At 61.1% G+C, this 20,423-nt stretch carries 19 protein-coding genes and 2 tRNA genes; 20 read left to right on the forward strand and 1 reads right to left on the reverse strand.

The features are described 5' to 3' along the window. The first annotated feature begins 122 nt into the window (after nt 1–122). From DW850_RS08005 to ffh, 16 genes are all read left to right on the forward strand, one after another. A tRNA-Asn gene (locus DW850_RS08005) sits at nt 123–197 on the forward strand. 34 nt (nt 198–231) lie between these two features. Continuing rightward, nucleotides 232–306: transfer RNA gene (locus DW850_RS08010), tRNA-Asn, on the forward strand. A 161-nt stretch (nt 307–467) separates the two neighbouring features. Next, complete coding sequence (locus DW850_RS08015) at nt 468–857, forward strand: Asp23/Gls24 family envelope stress response protein (protein WP_187361832.1); 390 nt, start codon at nt 468–470, stop codon at nt 855–857. A 27-nt stretch (nt 858–884) separates the two neighbouring features. Beyond that, nucleotides 885–2,546, forward strand: coding sequence for a DAK2 domain-containing protein (locus tag DW850_RS08020; RefSeq protein WP_117583418.1), 1,662 nt, complete (start codon nt 885–887; stop codon nt 2,544–2,546). A 10-nt stretch (nt 2,547–2,556) separates the two neighbouring features. Beyond that, complete coding sequence (locus tag DW850_RS08025) at nt 2,557–4,734, forward strand: ATP-dependent DNA helicase RecG (RefSeq protein ID WP_117786773.1); 2,178 nt, start codon at nt 2,557–2,559, stop codon at nt 4,732–4,734. Then, on the forward strand, nt 4,731–5,360 hold the full coding sequence (gene rsmD, locus DW850_RS08030; RefSeq protein WP_117786774.1) for a 16S rRNA (guanine(966)-N(2))-methyltransferase RsmD: 630 nt from the start codon (nt 4,731–4,733) through the stop codon (nt 5,358–5,360). Before DW850_RS08025 ends, rsmD begins: the two co-directional genes overlap by 4 nt. Beyond that, a complete protein-coding gene (gene coaD / locus DW850_RS08035; RefSeq protein WP_117564151.1) occupies nt 5,353–5,850 on the forward strand; it encodes a pantetheine-phosphate adenylyltransferase in 498 nt (165 codons plus the stop codon). Before rsmD ends, coaD begins: the two co-directional genes overlap by 8 nt. 68 nt (nt 5,851–5,918) lie before the next feature. Next, nucleotides 5,919–6,416, forward strand: a complete 498-nt coding sequence (locus tag DW850_RS08040) for an ATPase (RefSeq protein WP_040358176.1) — start codon at nt 5,919–5,921, stop codon at nt 6,414–6,416. Beyond that, nucleotides 6,416–6,970: a DUF177 domain-containing protein gene (locus DW850_RS08045; protein WP_117786775.1), complete on the forward strand. Its 555-nt coding sequence runs from the start codon at nt 6,416–6,418 to the stop codon at nt 6,968–6,970. The genes DW850_RS08040 and DW850_RS08045 overlap by 1 nt, the downstream gene beginning before the upstream one ends. Before the next feature lie 64 nt (nt 6,971–7,034). Beyond that, nucleotides 7,035–7,214: a 50S ribosomal protein L32 gene (rpmF, locus tag DW850_RS08050; protein ID WP_022094017.1), complete on the forward strand. Its 180-nt coding sequence runs from the start codon at nt 7,035–7,037 to the stop codon at nt 7,212–7,214. A gap of 87 nt (nt 7,215–7,301) precedes the next feature. After that, entirely contained in the window at nt 7,302–8,321 is a 1,020-nt protein-coding gene (gene plsX, locus DW850_RS08055; RefSeq protein ID WP_117629287.1) for a phosphate acyltransferase PlsX, read from the forward strand. 124 nt (nt 8,322–8,445) lie between these two features. After that, nucleotides 8,446–8,688 (forward strand): acyl carrier protein, encoded by a 243-nt coding sequence (locus tag DW850_RS08060; protein ID WP_055309519.1) that lies wholly within the window; start codon nt 8,446–8,448, stop codon nt 8,686–8,688. 3 nt (nt 8,689–8,691) lie between these two features. After that, nucleotides 8,692–9,417 carry a ribonuclease III gene (gene rnc / locus DW850_RS08065; RefSeq protein WP_117637759.1) on the forward strand — a complete coding sequence of 242 codons (726 nt, stop codon included), beginning with the start codon at nt 8,692–8,694 and terminating at the stop codon, nt 9,415–9,417. Nucleotides 9,418–9,427: 10 nt separating this feature from the next. Then, a complete protein-coding gene (gene smc / locus DW850_RS08070; protein ID WP_117646446.1) occupies nt 9,428–12,964 on the forward strand; it encodes a chromosome segregation protein SMC in 3,537 nt (1,178 codons plus the stop codon). Next, the gene (gene ftsY, locus DW850_RS08075; protein ID WP_117629291.1) at nt 12,964–13,881 is read left to right on the forward strand and encodes a signal recognition particle-docking protein FtsY; all 918 of its coding nucleotides are present in this window, start codon (nt 12,964–12,966) and stop codon (nt 13,879–13,881) included. Before smc ends, ftsY begins: the two co-directional genes overlap by 1 nt. A 10-nt stretch (nt 13,882–13,891) precedes the next feature. Continuing rightward, nucleotides 13,892–15,367, forward strand: coding sequence for a signal recognition particle protein (ffh, locus tag DW850_RS08080; protein ID WP_117774241.1), 1,476 nt, complete (start codon nt 13,892–13,894; stop codon nt 15,365–15,367). A gap of 120 nt (nt 15,368–15,487) precedes the next feature. Here the strand turns inward: ffh and DW850_RS08085 are convergent, their stop codons facing one another. After that, nucleotides 15,488–16,246, reverse strand: coding sequence for a DUF134 domain-containing protein (locus DW850_RS08085; protein WP_117774242.1), 759 nt, complete (start codon nt 16,244–16,246; stop codon nt 15,488–15,490). A gap of 166 nt (nt 16,247–16,412) precedes the next feature. Here DW850_RS08085 and thyA point away from each other — a divergent pair, with 166 nt between their 5' ends. The 4 genes from thyA to DW850_RS08105 all read left to right on the forward strand — a co-directional run bounded on the left by thyA (nt 16,413) and on the right by DW850_RS08105 (nt 20,282). After that, nucleotides 16,413–17,261, forward strand: a complete 849-nt coding sequence (gene thyA / locus DW850_RS08090; RefSeq protein WP_117774243.1) for a thymidylate synthase — start codon at nt 16,413–16,415, stop codon at nt 17,259–17,261. A 9-nt stretch (nt 17,262–17,270) separates the two neighbouring features. After that, nucleotides 17,271–17,789 carry a dihydrofolate reductase gene (locus tag DW850_RS08095; protein WP_117774244.1) on the forward strand — a complete coding sequence of 173 codons (519 nt, stop codon included), beginning with the start codon at nt 17,271–17,273 and terminating at the stop codon, nt 17,787–17,789. A gap of 103 nt (nt 17,790–17,892) precedes the next feature. Next, on the forward strand, nt 17,893–18,807 hold the full coding sequence (locus DW850_RS08100) for an RNA methyltransferase (RefSeq protein WP_117786776.1): 915 nt from the start codon (nt 17,893–17,895) through the stop codon (nt 18,805–18,807). 125 nt (nt 18,808–18,932) lie between these two features. Next, the gene (locus tag DW850_RS08105) at nt 18,933–20,282 is read left to right on the forward strand and encodes an MATE family efflux transporter (RefSeq protein ID WP_117647336.1); all 1,350 of its coding nucleotides are present in this window, start codon (nt 18,933–18,935) and stop codon (nt 20,280–20,282) included. Nucleotides 20,283–20,423: the final 141 nt, after the last annotated feature.

The following is a 20,423-nucleotide window of genomic DNA, read 5'->3' on the forward strand; positions in this document are numbered from 1 at the left end:
CTGTTGCAATGAAGATGAGAATCAAGGCCCAATGACTAGGTCGGAAAAATTCTCAAAAAAGTTCTTGCCCTAAGCTGATTCGTCCGTATAATAAACTTCGTTGCTTGAGAGCACGCACCTATTCCTCGGTAGCTCAATGGTAGAGCACGCGGCTGTTAACCGCGCTGTTGTAGGTTCGAGTCCTACCCGGGGAGCCAGAATTTCTCAGCCCATTTCGCTGGGCTTTTTAATTCCTCGGTAGCTCAATGGTAGAGCACGCGGCTGTTAACCGCGCTGTTGTAGGTTCGAGTCCTACCCGGGGAGCCAGGTTGTAAAACCCGTCGCTTAAGCGGCGGGTTTTTTCATGCCGCGACCACTTGACTCGAACGTTGCCATATCAACATTTCGTGTCGAGGATGTAATCCCGCGACCCACCACCTCAACATGGCGCGGTCGTTGTAAAATATTGCAATGATTGCTCCCACGACATGGTGCCGCGAGCACCAGATAAGGAGATTCTTGTGTCTGAGACCATTAACGGCAGCCTGAGCGTCTCGAACGACGTTATTGCCGATATTGCCGGTTATGCCGCGATGACGTGCTATGGCGTCGTCGGTATGGCTGAGCAGCTCCAGGGCGCCGAGAGCGTGCGCCTGCTTGCCGGCCAGCGCCTCCGCAAGGGCGTGCTTGTCTCCGCCGACGAGAACGGCCTTACGGTCGATCTTCACGTCGTGCTCGAGAACGGCGTCAACATGAAGTCCGTCTGCCACAATCTTTCGAGCTCCGTTGCCTTCACCCTGCAGGAGATCGCCCAGATCGATCCCGCCAGCCTTAAGATCGGCATCCATATCGACGCGCTCAAGAGCCGTCTGAACTAGCATCCGAAAACGGAGATTCAAATACCCATGATTGCAAAGACCATTCGCACCTGTTTTCCGATCGCTGCGGCTGCCGTTTCCGACAAGGCCGAGGAGATCAACAAGCTCAACGTCTTTCCCGTGCCCGACGGCGACACCGGCACCAACATGTCGCTCACGCTCGCCTCGGTGACCAAGGAGCTTTCTGCCCTTCCCGCCGATGCCGACATGGAGGCCATTGCCGGCGCCATCACCCACGGCTCCCTGATGGGCGCCCGCGGCAACTCCGGCGTCATCACTTCGCAGATCCTGCGCGGCGTGGCCGAGGGTCTTGTCTCTGCCGACGAGCCCATTACGTCCGCCAACATTGCCTATGCGTTCCGCCGAGCCGTCAAGGTCGCCTTCCAGGCCGTCCGTAAGCCCATCGAGGGCACGATCCTCACGGTGCTGCGCGATGTCTCGACCAAGGCCGACGAGTGCGAAAAGAAGAAGTTCTCGGCCGAGGATGCGCTCGACGCTATCGTCGTCGAGGCCTACCAGTCCGTCGCCCGCACGCCCGACCTGCTGCCCGTTCTGAAGGAGAACGGCGTGGTCGACTCCGGCGCCTTCGGCTTTGCTATTTTCCTTGAGAACTTTGTTGCCGCTGCGCTTGGCCGCAGCACCGTTGTCGAGGATTTCTCTGCCACGTTTGATTCCGCTGGCTCTGCCCGCGACGCGGCCCTTGGTCGTGTTGAGATCGAGGCCAACGACGACTGGGAGGGCTCGGAGTTCCGCTACTGCAACGAGTTCCTCTTTAAGGCCGACGCTCCTTTTGACGAGGACGAGTGCCTCAAGTTCCTGGGCTCCATGGGTGACTGTGAGTTGCTCGTGGGCGCCTACCCCGACTACAAGATCCACGTGCACTCCAACACCCCCAACCTGGTGCTCGAGCACATGCTGCAGCTCGGTCAGATCTACGAGGTCTTTATCCACAACATGGAGATGGAGGCCCACGACCGTACCGCCAAGATTCATGAGGACCAGGAGAAGGCTGCCGAGCCCGCCAAGGCGCTGGGCTTTGTCGCCGTTGCCGCCGGTTCCGGCGAGGCAGACATCCTCAAGTCCCTCGGCGTCGACGTGATCGTGTCGGGTGGCCAGACCATGAACCCCTCGACTGCAGACCTGCTGGGCGCCGTTGACCAGGTCAACGCGACCTCGGTTATCATCCTGCCCAACAACGGTAACATCCGCATGGCTGCCGAGGCCGCCGCCTCTGCCTGCACCGACAAGAAGGTCGCCGTCGTTCCCACCAAGACCGTTCCGCAGGCCTTCTCCGCGCTGTTCGCGGTCCTGCCCGATTCCGATCTCGAGGACGCCGTCGCCGCTATGGTTGACGCCATCAGCGAGGTCCGCGATGGCGAGGTCACCCGCGCCGTGCGCGACTCCAGCGCCTCGGACGGCTCCCCGATTCACTCCGGTGACGTCATGGGTATCATTGCCGGTTCCATCGATGTGGTCGGCTCCGATGTGAAACAGGTCACGCTCGATTGTATCAACCGTATGCAGGAGGAAGAGGAGGGCGACGCGCTGACGATTCTGGCCGGCGAGGAGCTGTCCGATGAAGCCTTCCAGGAGATCGTCGACGCTATCGAGGAGGCTCAGCCCGACCTGGAGATCGACGCCCATCGTGGCGAGCAGCCGCTCTATCCCGTGATCTTCTCGATCGAGTAGGCATCTGCCCATGTCTGAGCTCTGCTCCGTGCCGCGCGTCTCGGATCGCTTTGCCCAGAGCAATGCGCTCGACGAGGATATCGCGCGACTCAAATATGTTTCGGGTAAACGTGAGGAGGCCCTTCGCCGTCTGGGAATTCGGACGGTGGGGGACCTCCTTCTGCATATCCCTCATCGATACCTGGACTTTACGCGCTCCTGGTCCATCGAGATGGCGCCCATCGGTACCGTGTGCACCATCATCGCCACGGTCGACCGTATCGTTCAAAAGAAGCCGCGTCCGCGCACGCAGGTGACCGAGGTCTCACTCGTTGACGAGACGGGCGTGCTGCAGGTCGCCTTTTTCCGTCAGCCTTGGATTGCCCAGCAGCTTAAGCAGGGCGACCGCCTGGCCGTGATGGGCAAGGTCGAGTTTGCCTACGGTTTTAAGCAGATGGCCTCGCCGCACTTTGAAAAGCTCGATGACGGGCGTGCTGCGGGCACCATTTTGCCGGTCCATTATGTGAGTGACGGCGTGAGCCAGGCATGGATGCGCCGCATCGTAAGTGGCGCGCTCGAGGTCGTCGGCAATCCCTTCGACCCGATTCCCGCACGCTTGCGCGTTAAGCGTCGCCTGATGAGCAATGCTCGTGCGCTTCGATCAATTCACTTTCCCTCGAGCATGGCTGAGCGCGATATCGCGCGCGCACGGCTTGCCTACGAGGAGTGCCTTTACCTGCAGCTGGCGCTGCGCCTGCGCAACGACGGCAGCCTGGTCGATGTGGTGCCCTACGCCCACGCCGCGGGCGAGCACCTGGCCGCGCTCAAGCAGGCCCTGCCATTTTCGCTGAGCGACGAGCAGGAGGCCGCGTTCCAAGATATCCTGCGCGATATGTGCGATGGCGGGCGCGTGATGAACCGCCTGCTGCTGGGCGATGTCGGTACCGGTAAGACCGCCGTTGCCGCCTGCGCGCTGGCTGTGGCTACCGATAGCGGCACGCAGGCCTGCGTTATGGCGCCCACGGGCGTGCTGGCGCGTCAATATGCCGATAAGACCGGCCCCTTGCTCTCGCAGGCTGGCATGACCTGGGCGCTCCTGACGGGCGCCACGCCAGCGGCCGAGCGCGAGTGGATCCATGCCCAGCTGGAATCGGGCGAGCTCGATGTCCTCTTTGGCACCCACGCGGTGCTTTCGGATAACGTGGCGTTCAAGCATCTGTCGCTCGTGGTCATCGATGAGCAGCACCGGTTTGGCGTCGGCCAACGCAACGCCCTACGCGCGAAGGGCCCCGGTGCGGACCTGCTCGTTATGACGGCCACGCCTATCCCGCGCACGTTGGCGCTCTCGGTCTATGGCGACCTGGATACGAGCATCATCCGCCATCGTCCCATTCCGGGTGCCGGCGTGACGACGCGCGTCCTCACCGAGTCGAGTCGCGACCTGGCCTATGGCGCCATCCGTGAGGCGCATGAAAAGGGTCAGCAGGCCTACGTGATTTGCCCGCTCGTGGAGCCGAGTGACTCGGCCGATGAGCTGGAAGACGTGCCCGGTATTGCCCGCGACGATGAGGGCCGCGTGACGGTTCCCGTACCGCTGCACGATACGGCGACCGAGCTCGATCGCCTGCGTCTGGCGTTGCCGGGCCTTGCCATCGAGCGCCTTCACGGCCGTATGCCAGCGGGGGAGAAGGACCAGGTTATTGATGCCTTTAAGCGTGGCGAGATTGACGTGCTCGTCTCGACTACGGTGGTCGAGGTGGGCGTCGACGTGCCTAACGCCACCGTCATGGTCATCGAGAACGGCGAGCGCTTTGGTTTGGCTGCCCTGCACCAGCTGCGCGGTCGCGTGGGCCGCGGCAGTGTGTCGGGCACGTGCCTGGTCATGACGCACTCCAAGGGCAACGGCGGCGCGTCGGCAGCACAAGATCGCCTGCAATCGCTCGAAAAAACTTCGGATGGTTTTACGCTTGCCCAGATGGACCTGCGTCTGCGTCACGAGGGCGAAATCCTGGGTTACCGTCAGCACGGCGGCGTGACCTTGCGCTTTGTGGACCTGGACGCCGATGAGGACCTTATCGAATGGGCCCATTTGGACGCGGTCGAGCTCTTGCGGTATGCTTGCACCCTTGACTCCGTGGCGACGCGCCCCCTGCGCGATGCGGTCGCCATGCGATATCGACACATTTTTAAGGAGGTCAGCGGAGGATGAGAATCATCGGCGGTGAATGGCGCGGTCGCAAAATCGAAGAGCCGCGCGGTCGCGATGTTACGCGTCCGACGACCGACCGCGTGCGCGAAGCGTGCGCATCCATGGTCCTATCGGCCTTTGACTTTGATTTGGACGAGGTCCGCGTACTGGATGCCTTTGGCGGCTCCGGTGCCCTAGGCATTGAGATGCTCTCGCGGGGAGCCCGTTCGCTCACGACGTTCGAGATCGATCGGAATGCCGCGCGGCTCATTACCAAGAATATCGAGTCGCTCTGCCGTGACCGTGCGCGTTGGCGCGTGGTAACGGGCGACATGCTGGCGAGCGCCTCGCGCGGTCGTGTGCCGGGCGGCCCCTTTGATCTGGTCCTGCTCGACCCGCCCTATGCTTTTGGTGCCGAGCCGGTCGAGGAACTGCTGCAGAACCTGGCTCAGCAGGGTCTGCTTGCACCTGGCGCTTATGCCCTGTTTGAGCATGCCGCCGCCGATGCGGGCGCGCATCCGGCAGGCTTTGAGATCGTGCGCGAGAAGCGCTACGGCATTACCTCGGTCGACCTGCTTCGTTGGGTCGGCAACGGCGAGGATGATGGTATCGATAGCGACGCACCCACGGAGGACGCCCATGAATGACACTATCAACCGCGTGATTGTCCCGGGCACCTTCGATCCCATCACATTTGGCCATATCGACGTCATCCGCCGTGCCCGCCGCATCTTTCCCAGCGTGATCGTCGCTGTCGCCGAGTCGCAGGGTAAAAACGGTGTGGGCACCACGTTTATGCTGGATGAGCGCGTGGCGCTGGCTCGCGAGGCGCTCGGTGATATCGACGGCGTCGAGGTCCTGCCCTTTACCGGCCTCTTGGTCGACTTCGCTCGCGAGCAGGGGGCGGGGGCCGTGGTCAAGGGCCTGCGCGCCATGACCGACTTTGAGTACGAGCTGCAGCAGGCAGACCTCAACTATCGCTTGGATAACGAGCTTGAGTCCATCTTTGTCATGAGTGCGCCGCAGTACGGCTATATCTCGAGTTCGGTCGTTCGCCAGATCGCCTCGCTCGGCAGCGATGTATCGACGTTTGTCCCGCCCAACGTGGTCGAAGCGCTCAGACACCGCTTTTCGTGACGTTTTTTATTGCCTGGTGGCATGTGGTAAACTAGCACGATGATATGTTACCTATGAAAGGAGACCGGATGCCGGGCGAGAATTTTCCTGGCGATAGGATCGTCAGCTTGGTCGATGAGCTCGAAGGGCTGATCGAGGAAGCCAAGCCGCCTTTCGGCAAGAACGCTCAGTTCAAGGTCATCGACGCCGACGTGTTCTTCAACATCCTCGACGAGATCCGCATGAGCTATCCCGAGGAGTGGCAGAAGTCCCGCCGTATCCTTAAGGAGCGCGAGGAGCTTATGGCATCCGCCGCCGCTCAGGCCGATTCCATCATCGCCGACGCTCAGCAGCAGGCCCTCACCATTGCCGGTGAGCAGGAGATCGTCCGTCTGGCACAGCAGCAGGCCGACGACATCCGCGATCGTGCCCAGCAGTACGAGCGCGAGACGCGTTATGCTGCCGAGGACTACGCAGAGCAGGTCTTTACGCACCTGGAGGAGAACCTCAAGAGCCTGACCGGCACCGTTACCCGTTGCCGTCAGCAGCTCAACGAGGGTGCCGCCCAACAGAATGGTCAGTGGTAATGGCTGAGTTCCCGAGCGTTACCGTCGATCTTTCTGAGCAGCTCGAGTTTCCTGGTGATTCGTATCCGCTGACCGGCAAGGTTGATGTTGCCACCTACACGGTGGGCGAGAAGGAGTACCAGCTACAGGACGGCATCGACTACGACGTTGTCTTTACCAATGCCGGCACCGGTGTCTTGCTCACGGGCATGGTCCGCGCGCACGCCACCGGCGAGTGCGACCGTTGCCTGGAGCCTGCCTCGTTTGATATCGCCGGCGAGATCGAGGAGTTCTACCTCTTCGAGGAGCCCGAGGATCCCGAGACCTACGAGGTCGGCTACGAGCTCCTGGGTGAGGACCGCATCGTCGATCTGGGTGAGCCCATCAACGACGCGGTCGTCATGGACACGCCGTTTGTCGTTCTGTGCAAGCCCGATTGCCGCGGCCTGTGCCCCACTTGCGGTTGCAATCTCAACGTCGAGCAATGCGATTGCGCCGCCCAGGCAGAGGCAGAATGGGCCGCTGCCACGGAAAATCCATTTGCAGCATTGAAGAATCTCAAGCTCGATGAGTAAAACTGTGGTAGTATCGCTACTTGCGCGTAATCGCCACACTGGATAGTTCATAAGGAAGGTCACTATGCCCGTACCTAAACAAAAGCAGGGTCGTATCCGCACTCACACCCGTCGTTCCGCCAACATGAAGATCTCGGCTGCGGCTCAGTCCACGTGCCCCCGTTGCGGCGCTGTCAAGCTTCCGCACCACGTGTGCCCCAGCTGCGGTTTCTACAAGGACCGCGAGGTTATCGTTACCGAGTAACGGTATACTCTGGATGCGATGCCGTTCCAAATGGAACCACAATGGCCGGCTCAATGAGTCGGCCATTTTTGTATAAGGAGTATGTATATGAGTAACGTTCGCGTTTGTGTAGACATTGTGGGCGGAGACGAGAAACCTCAGGTTGTTCTCGATGGTATCGAGGCTGCGCTTGCCGCCGATCCCGATATCGAGGTCTTGGCAGCTGGCCCCGCTGAAATCGTCAATCCCTTTGCTGCTTCCCATGCACGTGTTGAGGCTCTTGAGGCACCCGACGTTATCGCCATGGATGACGATCCCATTCGCGCCGTGATGACCAAGCGTAAATCGTCGATCGTGCTTGCCTGCCGCGCCATCAAAAAGGGCAACGCGGACGCGTTCTTCTCCGCCGGCTCGACCGGTGCCATGACCGCTGCCGCCACCGCCTATGTGACGCCGTTTAGATATATGGCCGAAGGCAAGAAGCAGCCGGTGCGTCCCTGTCTGACCAATGCGCTGCCCAATCGCGCCGGCGGTCTGACGGTGCTGTGCGATATGGGCGCCAACCCCGATGTCGAGGTCGATGACATGGTGCGTTTTGCCCAGATGGGTAGCGCCTATGCCCGCGTCGTCCTGGGCATCGAGCATCCCCGCGTGGGCCTGCTTGCCAATGGCACCGAGGACGAGAAGGGTTCCAACTTTACCAAGGCCTGCTTCCCGGCCATGAAAGCCGCCGTTCCCGGCTTTGTGGGCAACTGCGAAGGCACCGACCTCACCTCGGGCAATTTCGATGTCGTCGTTGCCGATGGCATGTCGGGCAATATTGCGCTCAAGGCCACCGAGGGCGCTGCCAAGTTTTTGCTGCAGGAACTCAAGGGTGCTTTTATGGCCTCGCTCGGCACCAAGATCGCCGCGCTGCTCATCAAAAAGCAGATGCGCGAGATTAAGGCCAAGCTCTCTGGTGATGCCAAGGGCGGTGCGATTCTTTTGGGCCTGCGTGGCGTGGTCCTAATCGGCCATGGCGCCACCTCGGTCGAGGCTGTTAAAAACGGTACGCTCGCGGCGGCCGAAGCCGTGCGCGCGGGGCTGGTCGAGAACGTCGCCAACTCCATGGACGGCATCGTTTTGTAAGAGCGAGTTAGAGCGCTGTTATGTGCCTCGCGGCCTGCTTCGTGGGGTAGAATCAGAACCGTGTCTTGGTACCGCCCGGGCGGTACCATTCTTTTGGTATTCATTCACTATGAGAGGAAGCGCTATGGACCGCTCCGAAATCTTCGACAAGATCGCCGAGGTCGCTGCTGACGTTCTGGGCGTCGATGTTGCCGAAATTAGCGATGAGACCACCTTTGACGATCTCGATGCCAACTCGCTCGAGCGCCTGCAGCTGGTTACGGCTATCGAGGACGAGTTCAACCTCGAGATCGATGACGAGACTCTGCTCTCGCTCAACTCTGTCGCCGACGCCGTCGACGCGATCGAAAACGCCAGGGAGGCCTAGGTCTTGGCTTTGTCTGAACGACTTACGCGTGCCCAGGAAATCCTGGGCCACGAGTTCAATAATAAGGTGCTGCTGCGCGCGGCGCTTACGCATCCCTCGGCAGTCGAGGGCCAGCCGGTTTCTGCCAGCTATGAGCGCCTTGAATTCTTGGGCGATTCCATTTTGGGCGCTGTGGTCGCACGCTCCCTGTTTGAGTCCTATCCGGAGTTTGACGAGGGCAAGCTCACGCGCCTGAAGGTGTCGCTTGTCTCGGGCGCTACGCTGTCCGAGGTGTCGCACGAGCTGGGTATCGACGACATCATCATCTTTGGTGCCTCCGAGACCGGTACCGGCGCGCGTGGCCTGCACTCGGCGCTCGAGAACGTCTATGAGTCGCTCGTGGGCGCGCTGTATCTGGATGCTGGCTGGGATGCGGCGGCGGAGTTTATCCACCGTACGCTTAAGCCCCATTTGGCCTCTGAGCGTGCCGAGCATCCTGCGAACCCCAAGTCGTTCTTGCAGGAGTGCGTGCAGGCAGACGGCCATGAGCCTCCCGCGTATAAGCTTGTTGGCTCCGAGGGCCCGGCGCATGCGCCCACCTTTACCGCCGTGGTGTTGATCGATGGTATTCGCCAGGGTCGCGGCTCCGGCTCCTCAAAGAAGGAAGCCGAGGGAGCCGCTGCACTCGAGGCACTTGACCGCATGGGCTACACCACCAACGGCGTGATTCTCAACAAGAAGCCTGTTTAAGCGAGGAACCGTGTATCTCAAGTCCCTCACGCTCAAAGGGTTCAAGTCGTTTGCCGACCGCGCCCATATGACGTTTGAGCCGGGCCTGACCGTCATCGTCGGTCCCAACGGCTCGGGAAAATCGAACATCTCTGACTCGATTCTGTGGGTCCTGGGCGAGCAGAGCGCCAAGCAGCTGCGCGGCCAGGCCATGGAGGATGTCATCTTCTCGGGCTCGTCAGCGCGCAAGCCGGTGGGTGTCGCCGAGGTCACGCTGGTGCTCGATAACTCGGACCATATGCTGCCCGTCGACTTTGACGAGGTCGCCATCACCCGTCGTATGTATCGCTCGGGCGAAAGCGAGTACCTCATCAACTCGAGTCCGTGCCGCCTGATGGACATTCAGGACATCCTGCACGATTCGGGCTTGGGCAAGGATACGCATTCCATCATCAGCCAGGGCAAGCTCGACGCCATTTTGCAGAGCCGCCCCGAGGAGCGCCGTGCCCTCATCGAGGAGGCCGCCGGCATCTCCAAGCACAAGCGCCGCAAGGAGCGTGCGCTCAAAAAGATTAATTCGATGGACGAGCACTTGACCCGTGCCCGCGACATCAATAAGGAGATCGCCCGTCAGCTGCGGCCGCTGGAGCGTCAGGTCGATCGCGCGCGCAAGTACAAAGAGCTGTCCTCGCGCGCGAACGAGCTTACGCAGATGCTGGCCGTCGACGAGCTTCGTTCGCTGCAGTCGCAGTGGAACGACTTGGAGAGCCGCTCCAAGGAGGGTGCTGCCGAGCTTGAGCTTGCGCAGTACCGCTTGGGCGAAAAGGAACGCGAGCTCGAGAAGTTCCAGGTCATGCTCGAGGAAAAGGGCCTGTTTGTGGGCGATCTGGGCGAGCAGCGCCGCCATATGCAAGACGTGGTCGGTCGCATTAACTCCGATATGCGCCTGCTCGAGGAAAAGGGCCACAATATGGTGTCGCGCCTGTCCGACATGCGCGGCCAGATCTCGAGCTCCGAGCATCAGCGTCGTCGCGTGGTCGAGGAGCTCGAGGATGCACGTGCGCAGCTTGAGGAAGTGACCGGCGCGCACATGCAGGCCCAGGAGGACGTTGACGCCGCTGGTCCTGCCGCCGCTGAGCTCCACGAGCGGCGCGTGGCGCTCGACAATCAGATTTCGCAGCTTACGCGTGAGCAACGCGATGTGCAGCGTGTGGCCGATAACGCGGCGCTCGAACTCGCCAAGGTGAAGGACTCGCTGAGCAACGCCGAGGTCGAGGACAACATGTACGCCTCGCGCCTGGAGCAGATTGATGAACAGCTCGAGGAGGTTACAGCATCGCTTGATAGCCGTCGCGACCGTGCTGAGGAGCTTGAGAGTGCCCTTGAGGCGGCTCGTCAGGCCCAGAACGATGCGCGCGAGGCCACCGAGGTCGCCCGTGCAGCCCTGAAGGACTTGCGTAATCGTGAGAGCGAGGCGCGCAACAAGCTGTCCGAGGTGCGCTCGGAGCTTGCCAGCCAAAAGAAGCTCGATGCCCGCATGGCAGACAGCTCGCCGCTGGTGAGCCGTCTGGTGGGCGCGCTGGGCGACGATGTCTCAGGCCGTCTGGGCGACGTGCTCGACGCCCCTCGTGAGCTTGAGGGCCTGGTTGAGCAACTACTTGCCGGCGATATCGATGCTCTTTTGTTTGATGATGCCGCTACGCTTGAGCGCGCCGGTCGTGCGGCTTTGGACCAAAAGAAGGCTTCGGGCGAGGCGCTGCTGATGGCGCGCGGCGTGAGTGGCTCTGCTGCCGCCGAGGGCGCTGCCGGTACGCGTCTGGTCGATCGTCTGTCCGTGCGCTCCGGTTATGGCCCGGTTGTCGAGGCCCTTCTCGGCGGCTATTACGTGGTCGATGACTTGGCTGCCGCGTTGGCTGCCCCTGTCGTTGACGGTGTGACCTACGTGACTCCCGATGGCGCCCGCGTGAGCTGTGGTGGTCTGGTGCGCGTGGGGCTCGATGCCGGCGAGGCTTCGGGTGCCTTGGAGCGCAAGCGCCGCATCCGTGAGCTCGAGGGCCTGGAACCCGATCTGGCTGCCATCTTTGAGCATGCTTCGGACCAAGTCGTTGAGGCCAACGCCGCCGTCGAGGAGGCACGTGCCGCCGAGGGCGATGCCGCCGGTGAGATCGCCCGTCTTGAGGGCGAGCGCCGCTCGCTGCTCTCCGAGATCGGCCGCTTGGAGCAAAGCGTCAACAATGCCGAGGTCGAGCGCGTGCGCATCTCCAAGCGCCGCGAGCAGGCCTCCGAGGCCGTTCGCGCTGCGCGCCCGCGCGTTGACGAGCTCACCCGTTCGCGTGACGAGGCGCGTGCACAGGCAAGCGACCTGGGTCTCCAGATTGCCGAGGCCAACGATGAGCTCGATCGCGTTCGCCGTGACGATTCCGAGGCCGCCGGTAAGCTCGCCGATGCCAAGGTGCGCCTGGCCCAGACGAGCGAGCGCCTGCGTTCGCTGAAGGGCCGCGTGCCCGACCTTGAGCATCGTCTTGAGGGCATCGACCGTCGTATCCGCGGAACACGCCAGGCTTCGCGCTCGCTCGAGCTGCTGCGCCTGCGCGTCGACCCCATGCACGAACGCTATTCTGCCCTGTTGGAACGCGCATCGGATTGGGCAGCGCGCCTGCGTGACCAGGCCTCTCTGGAAGAGGCGGACTCCGCTTCGCTCAAGAAGACCATCGAGGATGCCAAGGCCGGGGTCTCCCGTGCCAAGGAGCGGGTTGATGCCGCCACGGCGATGCAAAATGAGTTCAAGGTTGCGCGCGGCAAGCTCGAGGTGCAGGTAGAGGCGGCCATCAAGGCCATTACCGCCGACGGTACCACGGTGCTCGAGGAAGCGCTCATGCTGCCGGCGCCCACCGATCGCGATGCCGCCGAGCGCGAGCTCAACCAGCTTGTGCGCCAGATCAACAATCTGGGCCCCGTGAACCAGGTTGCCATGGAGGAGTACGAGCAGCTCAAGCGCCGCGCCGACTACATCGAGGAGCAGCTGGCTGATCTGGAGAGCGCGCGCAAGGCGCTCACCAAGATCACGGTGGCCATTGATCGCAAGATGCGCAAGGCGTTTCTGGTGACGTTTGAGAAGGTCGACGCGAACTTCCGCGAGATCTTCGCCATGCTGTTCCCGGGTGGCCAGGCTCATCTTGAGATGACCGATCCCGAGCATCCTGCCGAGACGGGCATTGAGGTTGTGGCGCAGCCGCGCGGCAAGCGCATTACCAAGATGATGCTCATGTCGGGTGGCGAGAAGAGTCTGACGGCGCTCGCCCTGCTCTTTGCCGTGTACCGCACGCGCACGGTGCCGTTCTATGTGCTGGACGAGGTCGAGGCGGCGCTTGATGACGCCAACCTGTCCAAGCTCATCGGAGCCCTCGATGTGCTGCGTTCCGATACACAGCTCTTGGTCATTTCGCATCAGCGCCGTACTATGGAGGACGCTGACGTTCTCTATGGCGTCTCGATGCAAGCCGACGGCGTCAGCCGCGTCGTCTCGCAAAAACTCGATCGCGAAACCGGAAAGGTCGTGAATGCATAATGGGATTCTTTGACGCTCTCTCGCGCGGACTTGAGCGCAGCCGCGAGGCCCTCAACGAGGTCTTCTACTTTGGCGGCGAGGTCGACGAGGACTTTTGGGAGGACCTTGAGGACACCCTCGTTATGGGTGACATGGGTGCCGAGGTCGCTATTCAGGTCTCCGATGACCTGCGCGATGCCGCAGCCAAGAAGAACCTCAAGACCGCACCGCAGCTTCGTCGCGCTCTGGCCGAGCAGCTTGAGCAGCACTTTGTGCCCATCGAGCGCGATCCGTTCTCCGATACGCCGAGCTGCGTGCTGTTTGTGGGCATCAACGGTGCCGGCAAGACCACGACGGTCGGCAAGATTGCGAGCGCCATGGCTTCCCGCGGCAAGAATGTCGTGATCGGTTCGGCCGATACCTTCCGCGCCGCCGCCATCGAGCAGCTCGATGTGTGGGGTCAGCGCGCCGGTGTTCCCGTCATCAAGCGCGACCGCGGCTCCGACCCGGCGAGCGTTTGTTACGACGTGCTCGACGAGGCCGACAGGCGCGGCAGCGACCTGGTGCTTATCGACACCGCCGGTCGTCTGCATACGAGCCCCGAGCTCATGCGCGAGCTCGCCAAGGTGGTCAACGTGACGCGTAAGCGCGCCGCCAATATGGCCGCCGGCCCCATGCCGGTTTCGGTCGTGCTTGTGATCGATGCCGCCACTGGTCAGAACGGTCTGAACCAGGCGCTCGAGTTTAACGAGGCGCTGGGCCTGGACGGTATTATCATGACCAAGCTCGACGGCACGGCTAAGGGCGGTATCGCCATGGCCGTGGCCGAGAAGCTCAAGCTCCCGATCCTGCGCATCGGCGTGGGCGAGCAGGTCGATGACCTGCAGGAGTTTAACGCCAAGGATTTCTGCCGCGCCCTGGTGGGCGAGTCCAACTAAGGAGTAACCAGTGTTTGATTCCCTGAGCGATCGCCTCAACGACACATTTGACCGCCTGCGCGGCAAGGGTAAGCTGACCGAGGCCGATATCACCTCGGCCATGCGCGACATTCGCATGGCGCTGCTCGAGGCCGACGTTAACTTTAAGGTCGTCAAGGAGTTCGTTGCTAAGACTAAGGAGCGCTGCATGACCGCCGAGGTCATGGAGTCGCTGTCGCCGGCGCAAAACGTCGTCAAGATCGTGCTCGACGAGCTCACCGAGATGCTCGGCTCCACCGAGAGCAAGCTCGTTTTTAGTAACCGCATTCCTAATGTCATCATGCTCGTGGGCCTGCAGGGCTCCGGTAAGACCACGGCTGCCGTAAAGCTTGCCCACCTGCTCAAGAAGCAGGGCCGCTCGCCGCTGCTCGCCGCGTGCGACGTCTACCGTCCCGCTGCTGCCGACCAGCTTGCCACGCTCGGCGGCGAGATCGGCGTGCCGGTCTTCCGCGGTGACGGCGAGCACCCGGTCGACATCGCCAAGGGCGCCATCCAGGAGGCCGTCGACCACCTGCGTGACGTGGTCATCGTCGATACCGCCGGACGTCTTCAGATCGACGAGCAGATGATGCAGGAGGCCGTCGACATCAAGAAGGCCGTCAAGCCCGACCAGGTGCTGATGGTCGTCGACGCCATGACCGGCCAGGATATCGTCAACGTGGTCTCGACGTTTGCCGAGCGCACCGACTTTGATGGTGTGATTATCTCCAAGCTCGACGGTGACGCCCGTGGCGGTGGCGCGCTTTCGGTGCGTCAGGTGACCGGCAAGCCCATCAAGTTTGTGAGCATGGGCGAGAAACCCGATTCGCTTGAGCCGTTCTATCCCGATCGCATGGCCAAGCGAATCTTGGGCATGGGCGACGTTGTCGGCATCATCGAGAAGGCCCAGGAGGCCGCCGATGCCGAACAGCTCGAGGCTGCCGAGCGCATGCTGCGCGAGGGCTTTACCATGAACGACATGCTCGACCAGATGAAAGCCGTCAAAAAGATGGGCGGCATGAAGGGTATCCTGGGCATGCTCCCCGGTGGCCAGCGCGCGCTCAACCAGATGGGCGGTAACCTGGACGAGGGCATCTTCGACAAGAACGAGGCCATCATCATGTCGATGACCAAGGAGGAGCGTCTGCGTCCCTCCATCATCAACGGCCAGCGTCGCGCGCGTATCGCCAAGGGCGCCGGTGTGACCCCCACCGAGGTCAATAGCCTTATGAAGCAGTGGGGCGAGATGAACAAGATGATGGGCCGCATGCGCACGATGGCCAATCAGGCACAGGCCGGCGGCAAGAAGGGCAAAAAGGGCAAGAAGGGCAAGAAGATGCGCATGCCCAATATTCCCGGTCTGGATGCCATGGGCTTGGGCGGCATGGGCGGCCTGGGAACGGGTGGTCCTAAGTCCGATATGGACCTGCTGCGCCAGATGGAAGCGCAGATGCGCAATAAGAAATAGGGCTGTAATTCCAGCTTGATATGGCAAAGGCCACTCGGAAGCTACCGGGTGGCCTCTGTTGTTGGCTTTGATAGTTGGGCTGCGTTCAGCGTCGCGCCCCGAGCTCGCGGTGCCGTGCCGTTAGTGGCAGCCGCAGCCCTCGTGGCCCTCGTGCTCGTGATGGCCGTGGCAGCTGCAGGACTCGCCATGTTCGTGGGCGTGGTCATGGCCGTGGCAGCCGCACGTGGCCTCGCCGTTCTGTGCGAGCGTTCCGGCGATAAGGGCCTCGACACAAGCGTCGCAGCTGCCCTGAGCTCCTGCGTACACCGTGATGCCGGCTTGGGCAAGCGCGTTGATGGCGCCACCGCCGATGCCGCCGCAGATGAGCGTGTCCACGCCACCGTTGGCGAGCAGGCCCGCAAGGGCACCGTGGCCGGTGCCGTCGGTGCCCACGACCTGCTCGTTGAGTACCTTGCCATCCTGAATGTCGTAGATCTTGAACTGCTCGCTGCGGCCAAAGTGCATAAAGATGTTGCCGTTGTCGTACGTGGTTGCCACCCTCATGGTGTAGACCTCCTTTGCTGGCCATGCGGCCGTCGTTGCGGTGATGGGGGAGTACGCGATATTGCCGCCCTCGATGACGAGCGCCCGCCCGTTGACCAGAGCGTTTGCCACCTTGCGATGTGCGCGGCTGCAGATGGCCGCCACGGTGGCGCGGGCGATGCCCATTTGCTGGGCGACGGCCTCCTGATTGAGGCCTTCCAGGTCGCACAGGCGCAGTACTTCGAGCTCATCGACCGTCATCTCGATGGCGTCTCCGCTGGCAAGGCCGTCGGGGGTAAAGCCGCGATATTCGGGGATGATCCCAACACGGCGTAATTTTTCGCGTCTTCCTGCCATACGTGCTCCAAATCTGACATATGTCAACAATAGAATAGCGAACGTGCGGATTTGTGCAAGGAATTTCTGGCATATGTCAGAAAATGAGGGCTTATGTTTGGGCTGTGGGGCCGCGTGCGCCTGGGCTACAATAAAAATTGCTTATAGGCGACTGACAGGAGGGTCAATGAGCAAGGCTGATCAACAGTTTGTAACCATGTGCCGCGATATTCTGGACCATGGCACCACCACCGAGGGCCAAAAGGTCCGTCCGGTGTGGGAGGATGGCACCCCTGCCTATACCATTAAAAACTTTGGCGTTACGGCGCGCTACGACCTGCGCGAGGAGTTTCCCGCGCTTACCTTGCGTCGTACGGCCCTCAAATCTGCCATGGATGAGATCCTATGGATCTATCAAAAGAAGTCCAATAACGTGCATGACCTCAACAGCCATATTTGGGACGAGTGGGCCGACGAGACCGGCTCCATCGGCAAGGCCTACGGGTATCAGATTGGCCAGAAGAGCCATTATACCGAGGGCGACTTTGACCAGATGGACCGTGTGTTGTACGACCTTGAGCATACGCCGTACAGTCGCCGCATCATGACCAACACGTACGTGTTTAGCGACCTTTCCGAGATGCACTTGTATCCGTGCGCCTACAGCGTGACGTATAACGTGACACAGCGACCGCAGGATGACAAACCGACGCTCAACATGATTCTCAACCAGCGCAGCCAGGACATTTTGGCCGCGAATAACTGGAACGTGTGCCAGTACGCCATCTTGCTGATGATGGTCGCGCAGTCGGTCGATATGATTCCCGGCGAGCTGCTGCATGTGATTGCCGATGCCCACATTTACGACCGCCATGTCGACATCGTCCGCGAACTTATCGAGCGTCCGCAGTTTGCGGCGCCCAAGGTAACGCTTAACCCTGATGTGCACGATTTCTACGCGTTTACGACCGACGACCTGATCGTCGAGGGCTACGAGCACGGCCCGCAGGTCAAGAGCATCCCCATTGCGGTATAGGTGGCAGGTATGACGTGTAAGCTTTCTGCCATCGTCGCCGTGTGTGACGACTGGGGCATTGGCTGCGAGGGCGATATGGTCGTGTCCAATCGCGCCGACATGCGCCATTTTGTGGCGTGTACCAAGGGCTGTCCGGTCATCATGGGACGCAAGACGCTGCTGAGTTTTCCCGGTGGACGTCCGCTCAAGAATCGTCGCAATATCGTGCTCACGCGCGACGAGGATTTTACGCCCGAGGGAGTCGACGTGGTGCATAGTATCGGCGAGGCGCTCGCCGCGGTTGCCGATGAGCCCGTTGCCTGGGTGATCGGCGGCGGCGATGTCTATCGGCAGTTTTTGCCGTACTGCGTGGAGGCCGAGGTCACGCATAACCACTGCGTCCATCCCGTGGACACGTACTTTCCCGACTTGGACGCCGATCCCGCGTGGGAAGTTGCGCGGCGCGAAGGGGTTGCCACGATTGCCGCGGGCGAGGGTGACGAAGGCCTCGATTATGAGTTCGTGACGTATCGTCGCGTTAGTGCTTAAATCACCTTTTGCCACGGTATTATCGGGTTGTAATGATTGAGGGGCGACGCCTGGCGTCGCCTCGTTGTATATAGATGCTGCTATTGGAAGGGTTCGGGCTGCTATGACTGATGCCGTTGAGGTGCTGCGAATCGATTCGCTCGAGGACGAGCGGCTCGATGCCTACGTGCGACTGACCGAGCGCGAGCTGCGCTGCGTGCTGGAGCCGCAAAAGGGCATCTTTATCGCCGAGAGCGCTAAGGTTATCGAGCGCGCGGTTCGCGCCGGATACGGGCCGGTGAGTTTTCTGTTGGGTGAGCGCTGGCTCGACCAGATGATGCCGCTGTTTGAGCGCCTGGTTGTGCGCGAGGGCGCGGGTCCGGTTCCTGTGTTCGTTGCCTCCATGGAGCTCATGGAGCAGCTGACGGGCTTCAATGTGACGCGCGGTGCGCTCGCGGCATTTCGTCGCCCGCGACAGATTCCGGTTGATGAGTTCTTGGGCGGCGTCGTCGAGGCGGCGGGGGAGCGCCCGGTGCGCGTGTGCGTGCTCGAGGGCATTGTCGACCATACCAATGTGGGCGCAATATTCCGCTCGGCGGCCGCGCTCAACGTCGACGGCATTTTGGTCAGTCCTACGTGTTGTGATCCGCTGTATCGTCGTTCGGCCCGCGTGAGCATGGGCACGGTGTTCCAGGTGCCCTGGACACGCATTGGCAGCGAAGCGCGCGTATGGCCGCATGATGGGCTGGCGGCGCTACACGATGCCGGCTTTTCGTGTGCCGCTATGGCGTTGACGGATGATTCGGTGTCGCTGGACGATCCCGCGCTCCAGGAGATTGACCGCCTGGCAATCTTTATGGGCACCGAGGGTGCTGGCTTGGGCGCCAAGACCATTGCAGGCTGCGACCGCGCCGTGCGTATTCCGATGGCGCATGGGGTCGATTCACTCAACGTGTCCGCGGCAAGCGCTGTTGCCTTTTGGCAGCTGTGCCCGCATGTGAGCAACGAGTACCACTACCAGCCGGGGCTGTATCACTAGGCAGATAGTTAGCACCGGGCTCTGGTTCGGGGCGTTTCGGCCGACGTCGGTCGGTGCTAAGCTGGTATTGGCTTTGGTCTTAAATTGCCGTTTTGTTGTTTGACGTACGCTGGTGGGGAGGGCGTGTGGCTAAGAAATCTACGGCTATCGATGTAACGCAGGGTGTCATTTGGCAACAGCTGCTGTCGCTGTGCGTCCCTATCTTCTTTAGCTCGTTTTTTCAGCAGGCTTACACGCTTATTGGTACGTATATCGTCGGCCAGTTTGGCGGCAAGCTCGCGCTGGGTGGCATTCAAGCCACGATGGTGCTCACCGAGCTCTGCATTGGCTTTTGCGTTGGCGTTGGCGCTGGCTGCGCGGTCATTACCGGTCAGTTTTTTGGTCAGCACGATGATGAGCGATTGAGTCGTTCGGTCCATACGGCCATGACGCTCGCGCTGGTGGGCGGTATCGTTTTCTCGATTCTTGGCATAGTGTTCGTTGAGCCCATGCTGGTACTTATGAACACGCCGCATGAACTATTGGCCGAGGGCGTGGCCTATGCTCGTTGCTATTTTGCCGCCATGGTTGCGGCGCTGCTGCTCAATATGGGAACGGCGCTGCTGCGCGCCGTGGGCGACACACGCGGTCCTGCTGTGATCATTGCTTCCGGCTGCCTTGTTAATGCGGTGCTGGATGTCATCTTCGTTGCCGTGCTTCATATGGAGGCTCTGGGCTGCGGCATCGCGGTGGCGCTGACCATTTGCTCCAACGCCACGATGATCGTGATTCGTATGATGCACGCTCCGGGTGCGTGGCGGCTTTCACTGTCCAAACTCTGCATTGATCCTGGCATTTGTAAGAGCATGATCTCGTGTGGTCTGCCGCTTGGCTTTCAGTCTGCTGCGTATTCGATTTCCAACGTTTTGATTCAGGTGTCGGTCAACTCGTTTGGTGCCGATGTCACCACGGCGTGGGGTCTTTCGGGCCGTTTGGATGGCATTGTCTGGATGGTTACCGAGGCGCTTGGCGTTTCGATCACCACGTTCTCGGCACAGAACTTTGGCGCGCGCAACTACGAGCGCATGCGCAAGGGCTACCATACGTCGCTTGTGCTGTCGTTTATGCTCATTGGTGGCCTGTCTGCCGTGCTACTGGTGTTCTCGGGTCCGTTGTCGCGTCTGTTTGTCGACGATGCTTCGATTTCGGCCTACACCACGACGATTCTTCATTTCATCGCGCCGTTCTACGCGATCTTCTCGATTATCGAAAACGCGTCCGGCTCCATCCGCGGCGCTGGCGTGAGCTTCCAGCCTATGATGCTCACGATTTTTGGCACCGTCGTGCTCAGGGTGATCTGGGTGTTTGCGATTATGCCGTTCGATCCGTCGCTTGAGCACCTGCTGCTGGTTTACCCCGTAACTTGGCTAATCACGGCCACGATGTTTACCATCTACCACCACAGCGGCAACTGGCTCGGCCGCGCCACCGCCTAATGATCCGAAGGGGACGGAGGAAAACGGATCATTGACCTGGCGATAAGGCAAAATGATCCGTTTTCCTCCGTCCCCTTCGGATCATTTAGTATTCGATGCCTTGGCGGGCTAGGAGGCCTTCGTCGAAGTAGTGTTTGACGG

This window comes from Collinsella sp. AM36-4AA, from assembly GCF_003467795.1.
Taxonomy (GTDB): domain Bacteria; phylum Actinomycetota; class Coriobacteriia; order Coriobacteriales; family Coriobacteriaceae; genus Collinsella.